Here is a 19,450-nt window from a genome sequence, read left to right as displayed (position 1 = left end):
CCGACGCTCGAGGCCGGAGTGCCGCGCCTGCTCGAAGCAGCGCAGGAGGCTGCCGGCCGGCTCTAGTTCGGCAGCGAGGGGTGCTGCTCGTGCCGGTCCCGCTTGGACGGGATGACCAGCCCGATCAGGAGTGCCACGAGCGCGGCCCCGCCCCCGAGCAGGAACGCATACTGGAACGCCAGCGGGGTCGGCGTCGGCACCCCGCCGATGACCTCGGTGTGCGTGGCCAGCACGGCGCCGACGACCGCCGCCGCTCCGCTCGTGCCGAGCGAGCGGAAGAGGGCGTTGAGGCCATTGGATGCCCCGGTCTCGCTCTGCGGCACCGAACGCATGATGAGCATGGGCATCGCCGAATAGCCGAAGCCGATGCCGACACCGATCAGCACGTTGGCGATCAGGATCTGCCACACCTCGGAGGCGAACAGCAGCGTGAAGCCGTAGGCGCAGAGGAGGGCGATCGCCCCCAGCACGAGCAGGAGCTTGGGGCCGAAGATCCCGGCGAGCTTGCCCGAGTAAGGGGAGAGCAGCATCATGACCAGGCCTGACGGCATGACAATGAGGCTTGCGGCGAGCAGCGAGAGGCCGAAGCCGCCCGTGCTCACCGGGAGCTCGAGTATCTGCGGGTAGGCGACGCTCGAAGAGAACAGGGCGAAGCCCATGGCGAGCGAGGCGAGGTTGGTGAGCAGCACGGGCAGCCTCGCCGCGACGCGCAGGTTCAGGAGCGGCGCGCTCGCCCGCATCTGGTACCAGCCCCACAGCACCAGCACGCCGACGCCGCCGACACCGAGCAGGAGCGTCGTGGGGGAGGTCCAGCCCCACTCGTTGCCGCGGGAGAGGGCGATGAGGATGCCGACGAGACCGACCGCCATCCCGATGGCGCCCAGGTAGTCGAAGCGTCCGCCAGTGCGCATCACGCTCACAGGCACGATCCACACCACGAGCCCGAAGACGATCACGCCGAAGGCCGCGGTCATCCAGAACAGCACATGCCAGTCGGTGTATTCGGTGACGAGGGCACTGACGGGCAGGCCGAGTGCCCCACCCACGCCGAGGGTCGCGCTGATGAGCGCGATCGCGGAATCGACCCGGTCTTTGTGCAGCACGTCGCGCAGGATCGAGATACCGAGGGGGATGACGCCGGTCATGGCGCCCTGCAGGGTGCGGCCGATGATGACCCCGACCAGACCGGGGGAGAGGGCCGTGATGATCGACCCCACGACCATGACGGCGAGCAGCCACAGCACCATCCGCCGCTTGCCATACATGTCGCCGAGTCGGCCGGCGATGGGCGTCATGACGGCGGCAGCGACGAGGGTGGATGTCACGACCCAGGCGGTGTCCTCCCGGCTGGCGTCGAGCAGCTCGGGCAGCTTCGTCTGGATCGGCACGACGAGCGTGAACATGAACGACGAGCACAGCCCCGCGACCGCGAGCACGGCGATGATCGCCCCCTGCGGGGGCATCCGTGTCAGGCGCCTGCGCGCCGCCTCATCAGATCTCCCCACCACGGCAGGCTATCGGCTTGCAGGTGGGAGCATCCCATACCGCAGAGGGATGCCGCCGCTCACTTGGCCGCGCCGACGACCTGTGGCTGGGCAGCACCCGGCACGGGGTGCTCGCGTTCCAGCGACGCACCCTCCACATCGGCGTTGGGCAGGATGCGGTCGAGCCACTTGGGCAGCCACCACGCCTTGTCGCCCACAAGGTGCATGAGCGCAGGCACGAGCAGTAGGCGCACGACGAAGGCGTCGAAGAGCACACCGACGGCGAGGCCGAAACCGAGCGGCCGCACCATTGTCATGTGGGCGAAGATGAAGCCACCGAAGACGGCGATCATGATGATCGCGGCAGCCGTGATGACGGCGCGCGCATTGCGGCGCCCGGCGATGACCGCCTGTCGCGCCGGCATGCCGTGCACGTAGGCCTCACGCATTCCGGATGCGAGGAACAGCTGGTAGTCCATCGCGAGCCCGAAGAGCACGCCCATGATGATGAGCGGCGCGAAGCTGAGCACGGGGCCGGGGTTCGCGACCTGGAAGATGTCGGCGAGCCAGCCCCACTGGTACACGGCCGTGATGGCACCGAGGGCCGCGAAGAACGACAGCACGAATCCGGCGGTGGCGATGATCGGCACGAGCAGCGAGCGGAACACCAGGATCATGATGAGCAGCGAGAGCCCAACGACGACGCCGAGGTAGAGGGGCAGCACGTCTTGCAGCTTCTGCGAGACGTCGATGTTGCCGCTCGCCTGGCCCGCGACCCCCACCTCGATGTCGCTGTCGAGCGGCGAGTCGGCGCGCAGCTCGTGCACGAGCTCCTCGGTCGTCTCGCTCGACGGCCCGTCGATGGGGATGACCTGGAACGCGAAGTAGTCGCCCTCCTCCGAGACACCCACGGGGACGACGGCGGCGATGTCGTCGCGCTCCATGAGCTCACCGGCGATGTCGGCCTGTGTCGCGAGCTCCTCCTCCGAGTCGATCGCCTCCGGCAGCTCGGCCGTGACGATGATGGGTCCGCTCTGCCCCGCGCCGAACTCCTCGGCGATGGCCGTGTAGGAGCGGTACTGGGTCGAGTCGACCGGCTCGCTCGCACCGTCGGGCAGGCCGAGCCGCAGCGCCAGGGCCGGGATGGCGATGACCAGGAGGCCGATGATGGATGCCGCGGTCACCGCGAGTGCGACCGGCGTGCTCATCGTGCGCGCGGGCTTCGCGCTGTGGCCCTTGCCGACCTGGGCTCGTTCCTTGCGGTTGAGCACCTTCTCCCCGGCGAGGCCGAGCAGCGCGGGCGTGAGGCTCACGGCAACCAGCACGGCGATGAGCACGCAGACGGCCGCGACCGTTCCCATGACGCCGAGGAATGGGATGCCCGTCACATTGAGCGCGAGCAGCGCGATGATGACGGTCGCACCGGCGAAGACGACCGCGTTGCCCGAGGTGCCGTTCGCGAGGCCGATCGACTCGCGCACGTTCATGCCCGAGCGCATCTGGCTGCGGTGACGGTTGATGATGAAGAGCGAGTAGTCGATGCCGACCGCGAGGCCGAGCATGACTCCGAGCACGGGCGTGACCGAGGTCATGTCGGTGACGCTCGAGAAGGCGAGCGAGCCCGCGACCCCCACGCCAACGCCGATGATCGACGAGATGAGGGGCAGCATCGCGGGGATGACCGACCGCAGCATGATGAGCAGCACGATCGCGGCGATCATGACGCCGATGATCTCGCCCGGCCCGAGCAGGCCTTCGATCGAGGTCGCGATCGTGGACGAGTAGTCGACCTGCACACCCTCGATGGCGGCGTCGTCGAGCGCGCCGGCGGCCTCGGCCTTGAGTTCGTCGCCGAGGCCGAAGAGGTCAGATTCGAACTGGATGACGCCGATCACGGTTGCCTCGTCGTCTGAGATGGTGCCGAATCCGGAGGCGTAGTCCATGAGTCGCTGGCCGACCTCGGCCTCCTCGCGGCCGGACTCGATCTCGGCGCGGCCGGCGTCGATCTGCGCCTGCCCCTCGTCGATGACCTGCTGCTGAGCGTCGATGGTGGCCTGCTGCGCGTCGAGCTGCGGCTTCGCCATCTCGTACATGCCGCCGGCCTGCGCCTGCGCGATGGCGGCGTCGAGCTGTGCCTGGCCGGCGTCGAGCTGCTGCTGCCCCGCATCGAGCTGCGCCTGCGCCGCGTCGAGCTGCTGTTCGGCCGCCTCGATCTGCGCGAGGCCGTCCTCAAGCTCGTCCTCCTGCGCGGTGCGCTGCTCCTCGGTCTGGAACGGGTCGACGGTGGCATCAACGCCCTCGATGTCTGCGACATCCGCAAGCAGCGCACTGATCTCCTCGCGCTGCGTCTCCGTGAGGGCCTCGCCCTCCTCGGACTGGAAGACGACCGTGGCGCTTGCCCCGCCGACACCCTCGAGTCGCTCGTTGAGCTGCTCCGTCACCCGCTCCGTCTCGGTGCCGGGGATGCTGAGGCTCGAGGTGAGTGTGCCGCCGAAGGCGAGGAACGAGCCACCCGCGATGGCGAGCACGGCGAGCCACGACAGGATGAAGGTCCATGAGCGGCGGCTTGCGACGTGTCCGAGCCGGTAGAGCAGATTGGCCATGAGCGTGCCTTTCGGGTGGTCAGCAGAAGGGGGCACGACAGTGGGCCGCCGACCAGCCTAAACGACAGGTGTTGGATATCCGACACCTGCGGGAGAACTCAGGGCAAACGTTCGGCAAGGTGCGAGAATCCCAGCATGGACGTCCGATCTGAGCGCACCCTGCGGAGCCTGCAGGATGCCCTGCTCGCGCTCGCCCGCGAGCGGCCGCTCGACGCCATCACCGTGAGCGACATTGTCACGCGGGCCAACGTCAACCGCAGCACCTTCTATCAGCACTACTCCGACAAGGAGACCCTCCTCGCCGACGCGATCGACACGGCGACGGGGGATGCCGGCGCGCGCCTTCCCGCGATCGAGGAGCCCCTCCATGAGCCTCCGACGGCGCTGCTCGACTACCTCCGGCACCTCGAGGAGAACGCCGACCTCTATCGCCGAGTGCTGAGCGGATCGACCACGGTTGCCGCCCGGCTGAGGGAGCGCATCCGCGCCATCGTGCTGGAGACCATCACCGACGTGGGTGCGCCGGGCTACGCCGGCATGCCCCTCGATGTCGTCGCGGCCGGCATCACGGGCTCCGCGCTCGGGGTCATCGAGGCGTGGCTCGCGCGAGACCCGCTGCCGCCCGCAGGGACCGCGAGCGACTGGGTATGGCGGGTGCTGACAGGTCCGGTCACGCCGTACGTCGAGTAGCGCAAGGCACGGGCATCCGCTCGCCCCAGCCTGACGCGGCCGATCTGCTTCGCGCGGCGGGAGTGGGACAATGGATGCATGCACACGCGGACCAGCCTCGAGAACCCCTTCAAAGGCAAGAAGGGCTTCTGGAACCGTGTCAACCGTGTCGTCTACACCTTCACGGGGCCCGCGCAGGTCGGCATCGGTCGCCCCGAGGAGCCCTACGTCGCCCCGGCTGACCCCGTGTGCCCCGTCTGCGGCAAGCTCATGGCGGCACACGACATCCGTCGCGGCGACGCCACGACGCCGACGCAGCTCAACTGCCCCGCCTGAGCCAGGGTTCAGTCGTCGAGCAGGTTCTTGAACTTGCGCCCACGCAGGGCACGAAGCGCCCGCTGTTCGATCTGACGCACGCGCTCGCGTGAGACGCCGAACTCCTCGCTCAACTCGTCGAGCGTGCGCGGTTCCCTGCCGTCGAGACCGAAGCGGCGGCGCAGCACATCGGCGTCGCGCTGGGGGAGCTCGGAGAGGCACGAGCGAAGCGCCGCATGGCGCAGCCTGCCGCTGACGATGTCGATGACATCGGCATCCTGGTCGTCTTCCAACAGGTCACCAAGCAGGGCGCCGTCACCGTCGCCGAGCGGCAGTTCGAGCGAGATGGGCTGCTGGTCGAGCTCGAGGTACTGGCGCACCTTCTCGACCGGGTGGCCACTCGCGAGCGCCACCTCCTGCGGGGTGGGGCGCCGACCGAGCAGGCCCTCGAGCTCGCGGTGGTGCCGACGAACCGTGCCGACACTTTCGGCGACGCGGGCGGGCACCCGGATCATCCGCCCCGACTCGCCGAGGGAGCGCGTGATCGACTGGCGGATCCACCAGGTCGCGTAGGTCGAGAACTTGAAGCCCTTCGTGTAGTCGTACTTCTTGACCGCACGGTCGAGCCCGAGGTTGCCGTCCTGGATGAGGTCGATGAGCGGCAGGCCGAGGCCCGAGTAGCGCTTGGCGACGCTCACGACGAGGCGCAGGTTGGCCCGGATGAAGCGGTCGTGCGCGCGCTCGCCCTCACGGATGAGCTGGCGCAGGTAGCGCTCGTCGTCGGGATCGCATCCCGTCTGGAGTCGCTCTCGCGCGATGAGCCCGACCTCGATGTTGCGCGCCAGTTCTACCTCGTCCTCTGCCGTGAGCAGGGGAATCTCGCCGATATGGCGGAGGTATTCGCCGACGATGTCCTGAGGAGTGCCGGTGGCGCCGAGCGCCTCAACGCTCGACACGGCAGACCCTGTGCAGAGAGGCGATTGGAACGACGATGTTCATGTCTCTCCCTTCCGTCTGGGGCTCCCCGTCCAGAATGATTCGTCTACCCCTATTTGGGGCTATCGTCCGCATGCGTGTCAAGCACTTCGTAAGAGGTGCTCGGATATACCGCAAAGAGGTTTCTGACCAGCGAGGAAATGGGAGCGCTCTCCGGTGGCGCACGGTAGTTTCGGCGCATGGAGAACGTCAGGGGCAAAATCGTGCTCGTCACGGGTGCGGCGATGGGCATGGGGCGGCTCTACGCGCTGCGGGCGGCAAGCGAGGGGGCTGCGGCACTCGTGCTGTGGGATATCAGTGCCGACGGCCTGGCTGCGGTGAGCGCCGAGGTCGAGGCATCCGGAGTTGTCGCGCACAGTTACGTCGTCGACGTGGCGTCGCTCGATCAGATTCGGGATGCCGCGGCCCGCGTGATCGCGGAGGTCGGCGTGCCGAACGTGCTCATCAACAACGCCGGCGTCGTGCGCAGCGCGTGGTTCTGGGAGCAGGACTCGGAGCGCGACACCGAGTTCACGATGCGCATCAACACGCTCGCCCCCATGCACATCACGCGCGAGTTCCTGCCGAGGATGATCGCCTCGGGCGAGGAGTGCCGCATCCTCAATGTCGCCTCCGCCGCGGGAACACTCTCGAATCCCCGCATGGCCGTCTATGCGGCATCGAAATGGGCCGCGATCGGGTGGAGCGACTCACTTCGGCTCGAGCTTGAGAAGGCCGGGCATCGCCACGTCAAGGTCACGACCTTCGCGCCCAGCTACATTCGCACCGGCATGTTCGAGGGCGCGCGTGGCCCTGTGCTGACGCCGCTCATGCACCCTGACTACGCCGTGCGTCGCGCCTGGAGGGCGATGCTCGCGGGCCGGCCCATGCTGCTGCTGCCATGGTCGGTCAACCTGTCGAAGGTCATGCGCGGCATGCTGCCGACCCGGGCCTGGGATGTTGTCGGCGGGCGCTGGTTCGGCGTCTACCGCTCCATGGACGAGTTCAAGGGCCGCCAAGATCTCGCCTGATCTCAGTTCAGGCGCGGATGGCCTCCGCGATCGGCGTCTCGCCCGTGTTGAAGCGGATGCTTCGCCCGATCGTCGACGCGTCCTCCACAGCGGCGGCGAGCACCCCGGCGACGTCTCCCCGGCTCACCTGCGCGCCCTCCTCGGCATCCGCCTCGATGTGGCCCGTCGCGGGGTCGTCGGTGAGGCCGCTGGGCTGCACGATCGTCCAGTCGAGGCCGCTCGCCCGGAGTGCCTCGTCGGCCTGGGCCTTCGATTCGGCGTAGGCGAAGAAGTCGTCGTCCTCGGGCACGCCGTGGTCTGGGCCAGCGCCGAAGTACGACACCATCAGGTAGCGTCGCACGCCGGCGCGGTCCGCCGCCTCGATTGAGCGGATGGCGGCATCCCGATCGACGGCGTAGGTGCGCTTGGGGTCGCCGCCGCCGGCGCCCGCCGACCAGATGATCGCGTCGTGGCCGGCGAAGGCATTCGCGAGTCCTGTCACGTCGAGCTGCTCAATGTCGGTGATGACGGGGCTTGCGCCCCACGAGCGGATCTCGTCGGCATGGTCGGGGTTACGGGCGATCGAGCTGACCTCGTGGCCCGCGGCCGTGAGCATGGGTGTGAGGTGACGGGCGACCTTGCCGTGGCCGCCGATGATGGCGATTCGCATGCGGTTCCTTTCATCGAAGGTGTGTCACGGTAGGTCGCATGTCTGAGCGCAGGCCGTGCGTTGCGTGGGGGTCGGATGCGCGCGTAACTCGCTAGGCTGGTTACGACATGACGCAATATATGACGGGGCAGTGGGTCTCGAACCCGGACGGCAGTCGTTGGCATTTCGACTCGGGGGCACTGAGCCTCGACTTCGCCCTCGTCGGTGTCGACGTGCGCCAGCACTTCGCGACCCCCGCAGACCTGCTCGAGTGGGTCTCCGAACGCTTCGAGCACCTGCAGAAGGCCGCGGTCGAGCGGGACCTGCGTGACGCCGTGCTCCTGCGGGCCGCGATCGCGCGAGCCGCCGAGGCGATCAGCTCGGGCGGCGTCCCCGCGCGCGACGACATCGATACGATCAACCTCTTCGCCGCGACCCCGGATGTTCCTCCCGCGCTCGCAGGAGGGCGTCGGCGCGCCGGCGCGACCCGGGTGTCGGTTGCCCAGGCCCTCTCGAGCATCGCGCGCGACGCCGTGCGTCAGTTCAGCCTGCACGGTGCCGAGCGCATCCGCTCGTGTGAGGCGGATGACTGCACGCATGTCTTCCTCGACGAGTCACGCGCCAACAATCGGCGCTGGTGCTCGATGCAGCGCTGCGGCAACCGCGCCAAGGTGCGCGCGCATCGCATGCGGGCCTCCGCGGCATCCGGGGCCTGACAACTCGCGCTTCGCCGCCGCCCGCAAGCACGACATATACAGACTTCCACAGCGGATGTCGGTGGTGCTTTGTAGCATTGAGAGAAACCTCGCGACACGCCGAAAACACAACATGTAGGGGAATGACACGGCTGTGATTCCGGTTATATAGTGGGAACCCACCGCAGGGGCAGGCAACGAGACCAGCACCTGTGAACCCATATCAAAGGCTTGAAGGAGGTCCTCATGGACAACGACAACGTGAGTGGTTACGACGTTCCCGTCGACCCGATGGACCTGCTGCAGTGCGACTCCTGCCAGTAGGCAGCAGCGACTGACACAGTCCCTCTCGAAACCCCGGCCATTGCGCGCCGGGGTTTCGTGCGTTCGGGACAGACGCATCGGATGCCGCACCCACGGGCCCGACGAGCGTGCATAGACTTGCGGGCGTGACAGTGAACCCCGATCTGCAGGGCAGGGAATTCCCCCCGACCGAGCCCTATCTCGTGGGCCGTGAGAAGGTGCGCGAGTTCGCTCGCGCCGTCTCGGCCACCCATCCGACGCATCTCGACCCCGAGGCGGCGCGCGCTGCCGGCTACCACGACGTGGTCGCCCCGCCGACGTTCCCCGTCGTGATCCAGGAGGCGACGCTCGCGCAGCTGCTCGCCGAGCCAGACGCGGGCATCGACTTCTCGCGGGTCGTGCACGGCGACCAGCGTTTCAGCTACAGCCGCCCGATCGTGGCGGGCGACGAGTTGACGGCGACGCTGCGGGTGACGGGCATCAAGTCGCTCGGCGGCAACGCGATGGTGACGGCGGAGTCGACCATCGTCGACGCGAAGGGCGAGCACGTCGTGACGGCGATCTCGACGCTCGTCGTGAGGGGGGACTCATGATGGAGCTCGAGGTCGGCCAGGTCGTTGCGGAGGCAAGCTACCCGCTGACGCGTGATTCCCTCGTGCGCTACGCGGGCGCATCCGGTGATTTCAATCCCATCCACTACCGCGACGATGTCGCCCGCAACGTGGGGCTGCCGGGTGTGCTCGCCCACGGCATGCTCACGATGGGCACAGCCGTGCAGCCGGTCGTGGAGTGGCTCGGCGACCCCGGCCTTGTGCGTGACTACCAGGTGCGGTTCACGCGCCCCGTCGTGGTCGATCCGGAGCTTGGCGCGGTCATCAACGTGAGCGCCAAGGTTGGCGCGTTGACGGATGACGGTGCCCGCATCGACCTGACCGTCACCTTCGGCGAGCAGACGGTGCTGGGCAAGGCGCAGGTCTTGGTGGCGCTGCCGAAGTGACCGCGTTCTCCCAACTCACGTCGACGCGGGTCGGTGGCGAGGCCCGTGAATTCATCGAGGTTCGCGACCCCGCCGAGCTGGTGAGCGTCATGCTCGACGTCTGGTCGACGGGCGACTCCTGGCTGGTCTTCGGTGGCGGCTCCAACATGCTCGTCGCCGACGAGGGTTTCGACGGTTGGGCCGTGCACGTGCTGACGCGCGGCATCGAGGGGCTTGAGGGCGCGGATGCCGCGGCCGAGGGCGTCCCCGTCACGATCCGAGTGCAGGCGGGCGAGTCGTGGGACGAGCTCGTTGCTCGCACCGTCGACGCGGGCCTTTCGGGGCTTGAGGCCCTCTCCGGCATCCCCGGATCGGTCGGGGCCGCCCCCATCCAGAACATCGGTGCCTACGGTGCGGAGCTCTCCGACACCCTGGTCTCGATCGACTTCCTCGACTACCTGACGGGCGAGGTGTCGACGATCGCGGCGGCTGACCTCGGGCTCGACTACCGCATGTCAAAGATCAAGGCTGGTCGCCAGGGCGTCGTGCTCGCGGTTGAGCTGCGTCTGCAGCGCGGGGAGCTGAGCGCGCCGATCGCCTACGCCCAGCTCGCATCCGCGCTCGGGGCGGAGCTGGGGGATCGCCGACCGATCCGTGACGTGCGGGAGGCCGTGCTGCGCCTGCGCTCGTCGAAGGGCATGGTGCTGTCGGATGACGACCCCGACTCGGTGAGCACGGGCTCGTTCTTCACGAACCCGATCGTGACGGGTTCCTTTGCGGCGGCGCTCCCGTGGGATGCCCCCCGCTGGAGCCTCGACCCCGAGCCCGACCCTGTCGTGGTGCCGCTCGACCAGGCGCACCTGCTCGACGGTCTGCCCCCGGCGCGGCCGGCGGAGGCCCGGGTCAAGCTGAGTGCTGCGTGGTTGATCGAGCGTTCGGGCATCCGTCGCGGCTTCTCACTGCCGGGTTCCGGCGCTGCGATCTCGAGCAAGCACACGCTCGCGATCGTCAACCGCGGCGGTGCGACGGCCGAGCAGATCGCGGAACTGGCGCGCTTCGTGCAGACCCGCGTCATGAGCGAGTTCGGGGTGCGGCTGCAGCCCGAGCCCGTGCTCGTCGGGCTCGACCTCTAGCCGCTCAGCTGTCCTTCCGGATCCACCGGAAGCTCAGCCGAGCGAGCACGAGCCCCACGACCAACCAGATCGCCAACACGATGGCGATGCCGGGCAGGTCCCACGTCTCACCCTGCTCGAGCACCTTCAACTCATCGGGCAGGAAGGCGGCGCGCATGCCCTGCGCCATCCACTTGAGCGGGAACACGGATGCCACGTTCTGCAGCCAGTCGGGCAGCATCGAGAACTGCAGGTACACGCCGGAGATGAACTGCAGCACGATCACGATGGGGATGATGACGGCGTTCGCGCTCTTGCCGCTGCGGGGGATGCCGCTGAGCCCGATGCCGAGGATCGCGCTCGTGGCGATGCCGAGCAGGAAGACCCAGGCGAAGGTGAGCCAGCGCTCGGGGGAGCTCGGAAGGTCGACCCCGAAGGCGACGGCGGCGATCACGAGGAGGAGGATCGCCTGCAGGATGCCCGAGACGAGCACCTGCCCGATCTTGCCCATGAAGTAGCTCACGACGGGCAGGGGAGAGCCGGCGAGACGCTTGAGGGTGCCGTCGCTCTTCTCGGTCGCGATGTCGAGCGCCATGTTCTGGAGTCCGCTCAACAGCACTCCCGCGGCGAGCATGGCGGGCAGGTAGAAGTCGGCGGCGCTGACCACGTTGCCGTCCGCATCCCGCCCGAACTCAGCCTCGCTGAAGGCGACCGCGAAGATCGTCAACATCACGATGGGGAACAGGAAACCGAAGAACACCGCATCGCCCTGCCTGAAGTAGGCGCGGATCTCGTAGCCGATGCGTCGTGCGCCGAGCGCGAGCGTGCGGCTCATGCCAGCACCTCGCGGGAGCCGAGGAGCTGCAGGTACACGTCTTCCAGGCTGGGCCGGATGACCTCGAGTCCCTCGGGCTCTCCCAGCCGGGCCACGAGCTCGTGCGCGAGCCGTCCTGGCTCCGTCGTGCGCTCCTCGTGGAGCACGCCGTGCTCGTGCCAGCGCACAAGGGGCACACGGGCATCCGCCCCGCCGATCTCGTCGGCCGTGCCGATGTCGAGGAGCGTGCCGCCCGCGATGATGCCGACGCGGTCGCTCAGCTGCGCGGCCTCGTCGAGGTAGTGGGTCGTGAGCAGGATGGTCGTGCCGTCGTCCTTGAGGCCGCGGATGACCTCCCAGAACTGGCGGCGCGCCTGCGGGTCGAAGCCTGTGGTGGGTTCGTCGAGGAAGAGCAGCTCGGGTCGGCCGATCATGCCGAGCGCGACATCCACTCGACGTCGCTGCCCGCCGGAGAGCTTGCGGATGAGCGTGCCCGCCTTTGCCTCGAGTCCGACGGCGGCGATCGTCTCCTCGACACTCCGCGGGTTGGGGTAGAGCGCCGCGAAGTGGCTGAGCTGCTCGCGCACGGTCACGTTGCCGCTCTCGCCCGAGTCCTGCAGCACGATGCCGAGGCGCGCCTTCCACGCGAGCCCGCCCTTCTGTGGGTCGACGCCCAGCACGCTCACCTCGCCCGCCGTGCGGTCGCGGTAGCCCTCGAGAATCTCGATCGTCGTGGACTTGCCCGCGCCATTCGGGCCGAGCAGGGCAAAGGTCTCGCCGCGCACGATGTCGAAGTCGATGCCGTCGACCGCGGCGAAGCTGCCGTACTGCTTCCGCAGTCCGCGCACGCTCACGGCGTGCTCGCTGTGCTGAGTCATGGGGCCATCACTCAGCAGCCGCGCGCGACGGGCGACGGTTCCGGAATCTCGGATGCCTCGCCCCAGCCCGTGAAGGTGAGCCCCGCCTCGCCGGAGGTGTCGGCGCCGTCGAACCGCAGCGGCAGGGGTTTGCCGACGGCCGAGACGGTCAGCACGCCGAGGGGTGAGCCGCCGGAGTCGAGCACGATGTCGACCGTCTCGGCCCCCTCGCGGGGCGGGGTCGCGCTCGCCGTGACGGCACCCGAGTCGACGATGCTCGTGAGGAACTCGGCGGGGGAGAGCAGCGCGCGCCACTGTGTCAGCAGGGGGTCGCCGGGCGTGACGCAGACGAAGCCCTCCGCGATCTCGGGCACGCCCGTCACCGCCGCAAGCGCCTGGTTGCCCGTCACGTGCGCGGCACCCTCCGCGGCGATGATCTCGACGCGGATCGCGCCGGCCGTCACGCTCGCGGTGTAGTCGCTCGGCGTGCCCTGCACTGAGAGCCGGATGCTGCGGCCCGGCGTCGGGGGAGCATCCTCGCCCAGCACGAGCCGCTCGGTCACGGTGCCCTCCATCGTGACGCCGCCGGCCTTGCGCGCCGCATCGATGACCTGGCGCAGCGCGTCTTCCCCGCTCAGGTACCAGACACCGTTGCGTTCCGTGTCGTCGGGGTCGATCGCCGAGAGGTCGACGCCCTCCGGTGGGGGTGGCGGCTCGGGGTCGGGCTGGCCGGTGCATCCGCTGAGCAGGAGGCCCATGGCGACGGCCGCGGTGAGCGCGCGCACGCGCATCCGTCGCCTACTCACGGGCGTTGGCGACGCAGGCGGACTGGGCACCCTGGCTCGCGAGCGTGTCGGCGCTGAGGCTCACGTCGTCGGTGATGCTCGCGGGGCGCACGACGAAGCAGGTCTCCTCGTCGAACTGCCCGAGGCCGACCGGGAGCCACGCCTCGCGCCCCTTGACGAAGGGCTGCGAGAGGTCGGTCACGTCACCCGATCCTGCGACGGCGTATAGGGAGTAGGGCACGTCGGGGCCATCCCAGGAGAGCTGGGCGTTGCCCGTGCCGAGGTCGAGGCCGAGGCCGGAGACGCGGGCCGTGTCATCCGTCACGATGCCGACGATCAGCAGCACGATTGCGGCGACGAGCGCGAGGAAGGTCGTGATGATCGAGACGATGAAGGCCGGATGCTTCCACCACTTGCGTTCCGCGACGGGCGCCTCGGCCAGCTCGGGCAGCACGGCGGCGCCCGACATGAGCTCGCGCTTGCGGGGCGGGGCGTCGGCGGGAGCCGAGAGCGAGGGGCTGCGAAGCGAGGGCTGCCCGGGTGCGGTGCCGAGCTGCATCCGCACGGGCGGCGCGCTGCGCTGGGCTTGCTCGATGCTCATGCGCCTCCTCGAATGATGTGCGAGACCCCCAGTCGGGGTGTCACTAGCATAAGGTCGTCGGGGGCGGCGGGCCTGTCCCGCGAGAGGGAGGTACTCGGTGAAGGCTGCAGCACGCGCGCGCATCGTCGTGCTGCTGCTCGCGTTCGCCCTCGTCGCCGCGGTGCAGATTCCGGCGACGGATGCCACGGCCGCGACCTACACGGGCGCCAACTCGGTTGCCATCCCCTACGAGGGCGAGGCGCAGGTGAAGCCGGCTGAGCACTGGGCGTTCACCGACTGCGCGGCCGCGCTCGCGGCATCCGATCTCGTGACGGCGTGCGAGGCACAATCAGTGACGTTCGCCGCGCCCGCCTACGACCCCGACTTCGGCACCGTCGTCGTGCCGCTCGCGCTCGGCAACGGCGCCGTGCAGCTCACGGTCGACTACATCGTGACGCTCGCGCCCCCACCCGTGCCCGTACTTCCCGACCAGGATTACGACTATCCCTTCGCGGCGGGAACCCGCGTCATGCTGCCCTTCTCCGACCTTGACGTCGAGTGTCAGGTCTGCACAGGAATGACCGTCACGGTCGACTCGGTGGCACCGCGCGAGGCGGGCATCGCCTGGGCGACCGCGACCCACCTCGTCTTCGCGGTCGCGCCCGACCACGTGGGCCCGGTCGAACTCGGGGTGGTCGTGCTCGATGACTTCGGGCAGGAATCGGCCGCGGCACCCCTCACGCTGTCGTTCTACCGGGCGGGCGAGCGCGGCCTCGGCGCCCTGCACGTCTTCGCCGAGCGGGGCGCCGACGTCGTGACCCTCGACCTGCGGGAGTACGCGGTCGCGGGCGATGAGGAGCTTCGACTCATCGGGTGCGGCGCTGCCGTGCACGGCACGGTCGTCTGCTCGCCGGACGGCACGGCGCTCTACCACCCGACCGCGTCGGCGGGGGCCGACCAGTTCTCGTTCCACCTCTACTCGGAGGCGGGCGAGCAGGCGACCGGCAGCGTGACGCTCGTCGGGCCCGCCGCAGAACTCCCCACGACCGGCCTCGTGCCATCGAGGGCCGACGCTGACGTGACCTCGGCGCTGGTGCCGAGGCTGCCGCCGCCAGACGGTGCGGCAGAGGAGACACCGGGCATGTTCGACGCCTTCGTGCGGCTGCTCGATCGGGTGGGAGCATGATGGGCTTGCGAGGAGGAGCATGAGCGTGCGATTGACGGTGCGGGACCCACAGGCGGCCGAGACGGCCAAGTCGTGGATGCTCAAGGTCGACGATGCGACGACGGTCGTCGAGGTCGCGGAGTCGCTCGGGGTGCACCCCCACGCGATCGCAACGGCGACGGAGGATGCCCGGCTCTCTGACGCGGGCGTGCTCAACGGCGCCATCGTGCCGTCGACGGCGAGTCGCGAGCCGCTCCCGGGGCAGCCGCGCCTCGAGGTGACGGGCGGCCCCTTCGCGGGCGAGTCCTTCGCCCTGCAAGCTGGCGTATCGATCGGCATCGGCAGCGCCCCCACAGCCGACCTCAGCATCGCCGACCCCTTCCTTGCCGCCCAGCACGCCACCTTCACCTTCGGTGGCGCCGCCGAGCCCGCCGCCGAGGGTCGCCGCGCCCCGCTCGTCGCGACGCTCGCCCCCGCCGACTCCTCCACGCCCGTCTACGTGAACGGGGAGCGGGTCGAGGAGTCCGTCGATGTCGTGCCCGCCGACGTCGTGCAGGTCGGCAGCAGCGTCTTCCGCCTTGGCATCGCCCCCGCATCCGATGCCGACCTCTCGCGCGATGTGACGGGCAGCCGTGGCTTCAACCGGCCCTCGCGCATGCAGCCGACGCAGCGGCAGCCGCAGGTGGCGCTGCCGGGCGACAAGCCGGAGGACCCCGACAAGTCGCCGTTGCCGTGGCTTTCGGCCACGATCCCCGTCATCCTGGGCGTCACGATGGCCGTGCTCTTCGGTCGTGTCGTCATGCTGCTCATGGCGGCGGCCTCGCCCATCATGGTCATTGGGTCCTTCCTCACGAACCGCAAGCTCGCCAAGAAGAAGGGCCAGCGCACCGAGGCCCAGTGGATCCAGGACATCAAGGATGCCTCGGCCCGCATCGCCTCGCTCGCGAGGGAGCAACGCCTCGACTCCTGGTACCGGCTGCCCGACCCCGTCGTTATCTACGACATCGCCACGAAGCCGCTGTCGCGCCTCTGGGAGCGACGCGTCGCCGACCGCGATGCGCTGCACGTGCGCGTCGGCGTCACCGAAGTGCCGCTCGACGTGCGCTTCGAGGGCGGCTCGCAGAAGGACAAGCACGAGGATCGCAAGGTCGGCGTCGGCCCCGCACCCATCGCTGCCGACCTCGGCGCGGGCGTCGTGGGGCTCGCCGGTCCGCTCGATGTCGTGCGCAACACGGCCCGTGCCATGCTCTGCCACCTCACCGTGCTGCGCTCGCCGCGGGACGCGCAGGTGCTCGTGCTGTGCGACCACGACAACCAGGCCGACTGGTCGTGGGTGCAGTGGCTGCCGCACGCCCAGGTGGGTGAGGCTGTTGTCGCCGCGATCGGCAACACCGACGACACGCGCCGGGAGCGCCTGCGCGAGGCAAACGCGGTGCTGGAGGCACGGATGCGCGCGACGGGCGGCAAGGGCGGCGTCTTCGATGAGCAGCTCATCGTCGTGATCGATGGCGCCCGGCGCTACCGCATGCTGCCGGGCATGGTGAACCTGCTCGACAAGGGACCGCGGTTCGGCATCCATGTCATCGCGCTCGACACCGACCGCTCGCGCCTCCCCGAGGAGTGCCGCACGGTCATCGCGGTCGATGAGGCCGACCGCTCGGTCGCCCGTTTCGAGACGGACGACGCCTACTTCCCGACCGTGCTGCTCGACGGCCTCTCGACGGCCCGCGCCGAGTCGATCGCCCGCAGCCTCTGCTCGATCCAGCACGTCAGCGGCGTCGGCGACGAGGGGATGCTCCCGACGAGCGTGCGCTACACGGAGCTCCTCGGCGTCGACCTCGACGACCCCGACGCGCTCATCTCGCGGTGGAGCACCAACCCGCGCAACAGCTATGTCGTCGTCGGCGCGAGTGCCGATGGCGAGTTCGCGCTCGACATCGCCCAGGACGGCCCGCACGCCCTCGTTGCTGGCACGACGGGTTCGGGCAAGTCGGAGTTCCTGCAGGCCCTCGTGATCTCCCTCGCGATGGCCAACCGGCCCGATGCGCTCAACTTCGTGCTCGTCGACTACAAGGGCGGCTCGGCCTTCGCCGACTGTGAACGCCTGCCGCACACGGTCGGCATGGTCACGAACCTCGATGCCCGCGAGACGGAGCGCGCCCTCGCCTCCCTCGATGCGGAGCTCAAGCGCCGCGAGCGCGTGCTGCGCGAGTTGGCGGCGAAGGATGTCGACGCGGCCTGGTCGAAGGATGCGGATGCCGCGGCCCGCCACGGCCTCGCCCGCCTCATGATCGTCATCGATGAGTTCGCCGAGCTCAAGACCGAGCTCCCCGACTTCATCAACGGCCTCGTGCGCATCGCCCGCGTGGGCCGCTCGCTCGGCGTCAACCTCGTGCTCGCGACGCAGCGACCGAGTGGCGTCATCACGCCCGAGATGCAGTCCAACATCAACCTGCGCGTGGCCCTCCGCGTGACCGATCGCGGCGACTCGAACGACGTGCTCGGTTCGGCCGAGGCCGCGCTCATCGGCGCGAACACTCCCGGCCGCGGCTACGTGCGCACGGGGCCCAGCTCGGCGCCCGTGGCGTTCCAGACGGCCCGCGTCGCCGGCGTGCGCCTGGGCGTGCAGCGCACGGCATCCGTGCTCCCGCCAAAGGCGCCCATCGACTGGACGACCCTTGGCACGCCGCCCAAGTTCCCGAGCAACTCGGCGGGCCAGAGCGTGCGCGCCGACCAGGACGACACTGATCTGCGCGCCCTCGTCAACCTGGTCAGTGCGGCAACGCAGAAGATGGGCATCGCGCGCAACCCTTCACCGTGGCTGCTGCCGCTGCCCTCGCTCCTCACGCTCGACCGTTTCACGCAGGCCGAGATCCCCGACAACACCCTCGTGCTCGGCCTCGAAGACGTGCCTGGCGAGCAGAAGCAGCGGATGCTCGGCTGGAACCTCGTCGACGACTCCCACCTGCTCTTCCTGGGTGGGGCCCTCTCGGGCCGCACGACGGCGCTGCGCACCCTCCTGGCGCAGGCCGTGCAGCGCTTCACCCCTGCCGAGCTGCACCTCTACGCGGCCGACTACGGCAACGGCGCGCTCCTGCCGCTCGCCGATGCCCCGCACTGCGGCGCTGTCGTCACACCCCTCGACGGGGAACGCCTCCCACGCCTCATGCAGCGGATGCTCGACGAGCTCGCACGCAGACAGGGTCTCCTCTCCCGCGCGGGCGTCGCGAACATCACGGAGCAGCGGCGGGTCGCCGATCCGGCGGATGCCCTGCCCTACGCGATCCTCGCGGTCGACGGGTGGGAGCGGCTCGCCTCGACGCTCGATGCCGACCAGCTCGTCGCCTTCCGTGACCAGATGATGCGGGTGCTGCGCGAGGGCCCGGCCGTGGGCATCCGCGTGCTCATCACGGCCGACCGCAGCGTCACGGGCGACAAGATCGCCAGCTTCATCGACACCCGCTACATCACGCCCATGCGCGACTTCAACGACTACCGCGCGGCGGGCGTCATGATCCGCGACGTACCCGCCGACCTGCCGCCCGGCCGCGTCATGTTCGGCGCGACGGGCACCGAGGCGCAGCTCGCCGTCATCAGCCGTGACACGAGCGGTGAGGCGCAGACCGCGGCATTCCGCTCCATCGTCGAGCATGTGCGCGACCACTTCGACGCCTTCCCGCAGCTCGCGGACCTGCCGCGCCCGTTCCGGGTCGACCCGCTGCCCACCTACATCGCGCTCTCGGCGTCCTACGCGCTGCCGCTGGCATCCGGATGCGCGCAGCCGACGCCCGTCGTCGCGGTCGGCGGCGACGAGCTCTCGCGCATCACGCTCGACTGGCCAGACGTCGGCGGCTTCATCGTCGCCGGCGGTCGTGGCTCGGGTCGCTCGAGCACCCTCGCCGCGATCGCGCACCAGCTCGCCTGGTCGAAGCGGCCGGTCGTCGTGGTCGCGCCGCGCGACTCCGTGCTCACGGAGGTCGCGACAGGACACTCGCTCGAGATCGTGCGGGCGCCCGATATGGATGCGCAGCAGCTGATGGACCTCGTCGGCTCGGTCGCGCAGGCGGCCGGCGGCGGCACGGTGAGCGTGCTCGTCGACGACGCCGAGATGCTCAAGCAGTCGCCGCTCGAGCAGGCGATCACGGGCGTCGCGTCGCTCTCGACCTTCTGCGTCGGTGTCGATGCGGATGCCGCCTCGACGCTCTTCGGGGGCGCGATCGTCGCGGCCAAGAAGGCGCGGCACGGCATCGTGCTCTCGCCCACCAACGCCATGGTGGGGGCGCAGCTCTTCGGCACGCAGATTCCGCGCTACATGCTCGGGTCGCAGACGCCGGGCGGCGGCGTGCTGCTTCGAGACGGCGGCTGGATGCCCGTGCAGGTTCCCGATGTGCGACAGTAGAGGCTCCGTGGCCCCCAGCGTCGTGTGGGTCGACGGTAACTAGACTTTGCTTGTTCCAC

General features: G+C 69.4%; 18 protein-coding genes. 10 read left to right on the top strand and 8 right to left on the bottom strand.

All coding sequences use genetic code 11. The features are described 5' to 3' along the window. Positions 1-62: 62 nt before the first annotated feature. The gene (locus ACIQK7_RS03925) at positions 63-1,463 is read right to left on the bottom strand and encodes an MFS transporter (protein WP_403023962.1); all 1,401 of its coding nucleotides are present in this window, start codon (positions 1,461-1,463) and stop codon (positions 63-65) included. 101 nt (positions 1,464-1,564) lie between these two features. Beyond that, on the bottom strand, positions 1,565-4,087 hold the full coding sequence (locus ACIQK7_RS03920; protein ID WP_403021505.1) for an MMPL family transporter: 2,523 nt from the start codon (positions 4,085-4,087) through the stop codon (positions 1,565-1,567). A gap of 135 nt (positions 4,088-4,222) precedes the next feature. On the opposite strand from ACIQK7_RS03920, the gene ACIQK7_RS03915 reads away from it, so the two are divergent. Further along, entirely contained in the window at positions 4,223-4,777 is a 555-nt protein-coding gene (locus ACIQK7_RS03915) for a TetR/AcrR family transcriptional regulator (protein ID WP_403021503.1), read from the top strand. Between the two features lie 78 nt (positions 4,778-4,855). Beyond that, entirely contained in the window at positions 4,856-5,092 is a 237-nt protein-coding gene (locus ACIQK7_RS03910; protein WP_325209625.1) for a hypothetical protein, read from the top strand. A gap of 8 nt (positions 5,093-5,100) precedes the next feature. Here the strand turns inward: ACIQK7_RS03910 and ACIQK7_RS03905 are convergent, their stop codons facing one another. Further along, on the bottom strand, positions 5,101-6,027 hold the full coding sequence (locus ACIQK7_RS03905; protein ID WP_403021500.1) for an RNA polymerase sigma factor RpoD/SigA: 927 nt from the start codon (positions 6,025-6,027) through the stop codon (positions 5,101-5,103). A gap of 219 nt (positions 6,028-6,246) precedes the next feature. Between ACIQK7_RS03905 and ACIQK7_RS03900 the strand changes: the two genes are divergently transcribed. Further along, a complete protein-coding gene (locus ACIQK7_RS03900; RefSeq protein ID WP_403021497.1) occupies positions 6,247-7,077 on the top strand; it encodes an SDR family oxidoreductase in 831 nt (276 codons plus the stop codon). A 7-nt stretch (positions 7,078-7,084) separates the two neighbouring features. On the opposite strand, the gene ACIQK7_RS03895 is transcribed toward ACIQK7_RS03900, so the two are convergent. After that, entirely contained in the window at positions 7,085-7,726 is a 642-nt protein-coding gene (locus ACIQK7_RS03895) for an SDR family oxidoreductase (protein ID WP_403021494.1), read from the bottom strand. A gap of 107 nt (positions 7,727-7,833) precedes the next feature. On the opposite strand from ACIQK7_RS03895, the gene ACIQK7_RS03890 reads away from it, so the two are divergent. The 5 genes from ACIQK7_RS03890 (at position 7,834) to ACIQK7_RS03870 (ending at position 10,812) form a co-directional block, all read left to right on the top strand. Continuing rightward, positions 7,834-8,421: a CGNR zinc finger domain-containing protein gene (locus tag ACIQK7_RS03890; protein WP_403021493.1), complete on the top strand. Its 588-nt coding sequence runs from the start codon at positions 7,834-7,836 to the stop codon at positions 8,419-8,421. A 210-nt stretch (positions 8,422-8,631) separates the two neighbouring features. Beyond that, the gene (locus tag ACIQK7_RS03885) at positions 8,632-8,724 is read left to right on the top strand and encodes a ribonucleotide-diphosphate reductase subunit beta (RefSeq protein ID WP_240792240.1); all 93 of its coding nucleotides are present in this window, start codon (positions 8,632-8,634) and stop codon (positions 8,722-8,724) included. Positions 8,725-8,849: 125 nt separating this feature from the next. Continuing rightward, positions 8,850-9,296 carry a MaoC family dehydratase N-terminal domain-containing protein gene (locus ACIQK7_RS03880; protein ID WP_403021490.1) on the top strand — a complete coding sequence of 149 codons (447 nt, stop codon included), beginning with the start codon at positions 8,850-8,852 and terminating at the stop codon, positions 9,294-9,296. Further along, complete coding sequence (locus tag ACIQK7_RS03875; RefSeq protein ID WP_403021488.1) at positions 9,293-9,700, top strand: MaoC family dehydratase; 408 nt, start codon at positions 9,293-9,295, stop codon at positions 9,698-9,700. The genes ACIQK7_RS03880 and ACIQK7_RS03875 overlap by 4 nt, the downstream gene beginning before the upstream one ends. After that, positions 9,697-10,812 carry a UDP-N-acetylmuramate dehydrogenase gene (locus ACIQK7_RS03870; RefSeq protein ID WP_403021485.1) on the top strand — a complete coding sequence of 372 codons (1,116 nt, stop codon included), beginning with the start codon at positions 9,697-9,699 and terminating at the stop codon, positions 10,810-10,812. Before ACIQK7_RS03875 ends, ACIQK7_RS03870 begins: the two co-directional genes overlap by 4 nt. Positions 10,813-10,816: 4 nt before the next feature. Here the strand turns inward: ACIQK7_RS03870 and ACIQK7_RS03865 are convergent, their stop codons facing one another. The 4 genes from ACIQK7_RS03865 to ACIQK7_RS03850 are packed head-to-tail and all read right to left on the bottom strand — an operon-like array spanning position 10,817 to position 13,848. Continuing rightward, positions 10,817-11,626, bottom strand: a complete 810-nt coding sequence (locus ACIQK7_RS03865; protein WP_403021483.1) for an ABC transporter permease — start codon at positions 11,624-11,626, stop codon at positions 10,817-10,819. After that, positions 11,623-12,483: an ABC transporter ATP-binding protein gene (locus tag ACIQK7_RS03860; protein WP_403021481.1), complete on the bottom strand. Its 861-nt coding sequence runs from the start codon at positions 12,481-12,483 to the stop codon at positions 11,623-11,625. Before ACIQK7_RS03860 ends, ACIQK7_RS03865 begins: the two co-directional genes overlap by 4 nt. A gap of 11 nt (positions 12,484-12,494) precedes the next feature. After that, positions 12,495-13,268 (bottom strand): hypothetical protein, encoded by a 774-nt coding sequence (locus ACIQK7_RS03855; RefSeq protein WP_403021478.1) that lies wholly within the window; start codon positions 13,266-13,268, stop codon positions 12,495-12,497. Further along, on the bottom strand, positions 13,261-13,848 hold the full coding sequence (locus tag ACIQK7_RS03850; protein WP_403021476.1) for a hypothetical protein: 588 nt from the start codon (positions 13,846-13,848) through the stop codon (positions 13,261-13,263). The genes ACIQK7_RS03855 and ACIQK7_RS03850 overlap by 8 nt, the downstream gene beginning before the upstream one ends. A gap of 97 nt (positions 13,849-13,945) precedes the next feature. Here ACIQK7_RS03850 and ACIQK7_RS03845 point away from each other — a divergent pair, with 97 nt between their 5' ends. Continuing rightward, entirely contained in the window at positions 13,946-15,013 is a 1,068-nt protein-coding gene (locus ACIQK7_RS03845) for a hypothetical protein (protein WP_403021473.1), read from the top strand. A gap of 19 nt (positions 15,014-15,032) precedes the next feature. After that, a complete protein-coding gene (locus tag ACIQK7_RS03840; RefSeq protein ID WP_403021470.1) occupies positions 15,033-19,391 on the top strand; it encodes an FtsK/SpoIIIE domain-containing protein in 4,359 nt (1,452 codons plus the stop codon). The last annotated feature ends 59 nt before the right edge of the window (positions 19,392-19,450 follow it).

The organism is Salinibacterium sp. GXW1014 (assembly GCF_044769865.1).
GTDB lineage: Bacteria > Actinomycetota > Actinomycetes > Actinomycetales > Microbacteriaceae > Homoserinimonas.
The sequence above is the reverse complement of the archived record's forward strand: the minus strand, read 5'-3'. Positions and strand labels throughout refer to the sequence as shown.

What these genes read in the sequence shown, in the direction of transcription:
- ACIQK7_RS03865 (WP_403021483.1), bottom strand. Translation starts at nt 11,626, where the DNA reads ATGAGCCGCACGCTCGCGCTCGGCGCACGACGCATCGGCTACGAGATC.
- ACIQK7_RS03860 (WP_403021481.1), bottom strand. Translation starts at nt 12,483, where the DNA reads ATGACTCAGCACAGCGAGCACGCCGTGAGCGTGCGCGGACTGCGGAAG.
- ACIQK7_RS03920 (WP_403021505.1), bottom strand. Translation starts at nt 4,087, where the DNA reads ATGGCCAATCTGCTCTACCGGCTCGGACACGTCGCAAGCCGCCGCTCA.
- ACIQK7_RS03850 (WP_403021476.1), bottom strand. Translation starts at nt 13,848, where the DNA reads ATGAGCATCGAGCAAGCCCAGCGCAGCGCGCCGCCCGTGCGGATGCAG.
- ACIQK7_RS03910 (WP_325209625.1), top strand. Translation starts at nt 4,856, where the DNA reads ATGCACACGCGGACCAGCCTCGAGAACCCCTTCAAAGGCAAGAAGGGC.
- ACIQK7_RS03925 (WP_403023962.1), bottom strand. Translation starts at nt 1,463, where the DNA reads ATGCCCCCGCAGGGGGCGATCATCGCCGTGCTCGCGGTCGCGGGGCTG.
- ACIQK7_RS03840 (WP_403021470.1), top strand. Translation starts at nt 15,033, where the DNA reads ATGAGCGTGCGATTGACGGTGCGGGACCCACAGGCGGCCGAGACGGCC.
- ACIQK7_RS03875 (WP_403021488.1), top strand. Translation starts at nt 9,293, where the DNA reads ATGATGGAGCTCGAGGTCGGCCAGGTCGTTGCGGAGGCAAGCTACCCG.
- ACIQK7_RS03900 (WP_403021497.1), top strand. Translation starts at nt 6,247, where the DNA reads ATGGAGAACGTCAGGGGCAAAATCGTGCTCGTCACGGGTGCGGCGATG.
- ACIQK7_RS03915 (WP_403021503.1), top strand. Translation starts at nt 4,223, where the DNA reads ATGGACGTCCGATCTGAGCGCACCCTGCGGAGCCTGCAGGATGCCCTG.
- ACIQK7_RS03890 (WP_403021493.1), top strand. Translation starts at nt 7,834, where the DNA reads ATGACGCAATATATGACGGGGCAGTGGGTCTCGAACCCGGACGGCAGT.
- ACIQK7_RS03895 (WP_403021494.1), bottom strand. Translation starts at nt 7,726, where the DNA reads ATGCGAATCGCCATCATCGGCGGCCACGGCAAGGTCGCCCGTCACCTC.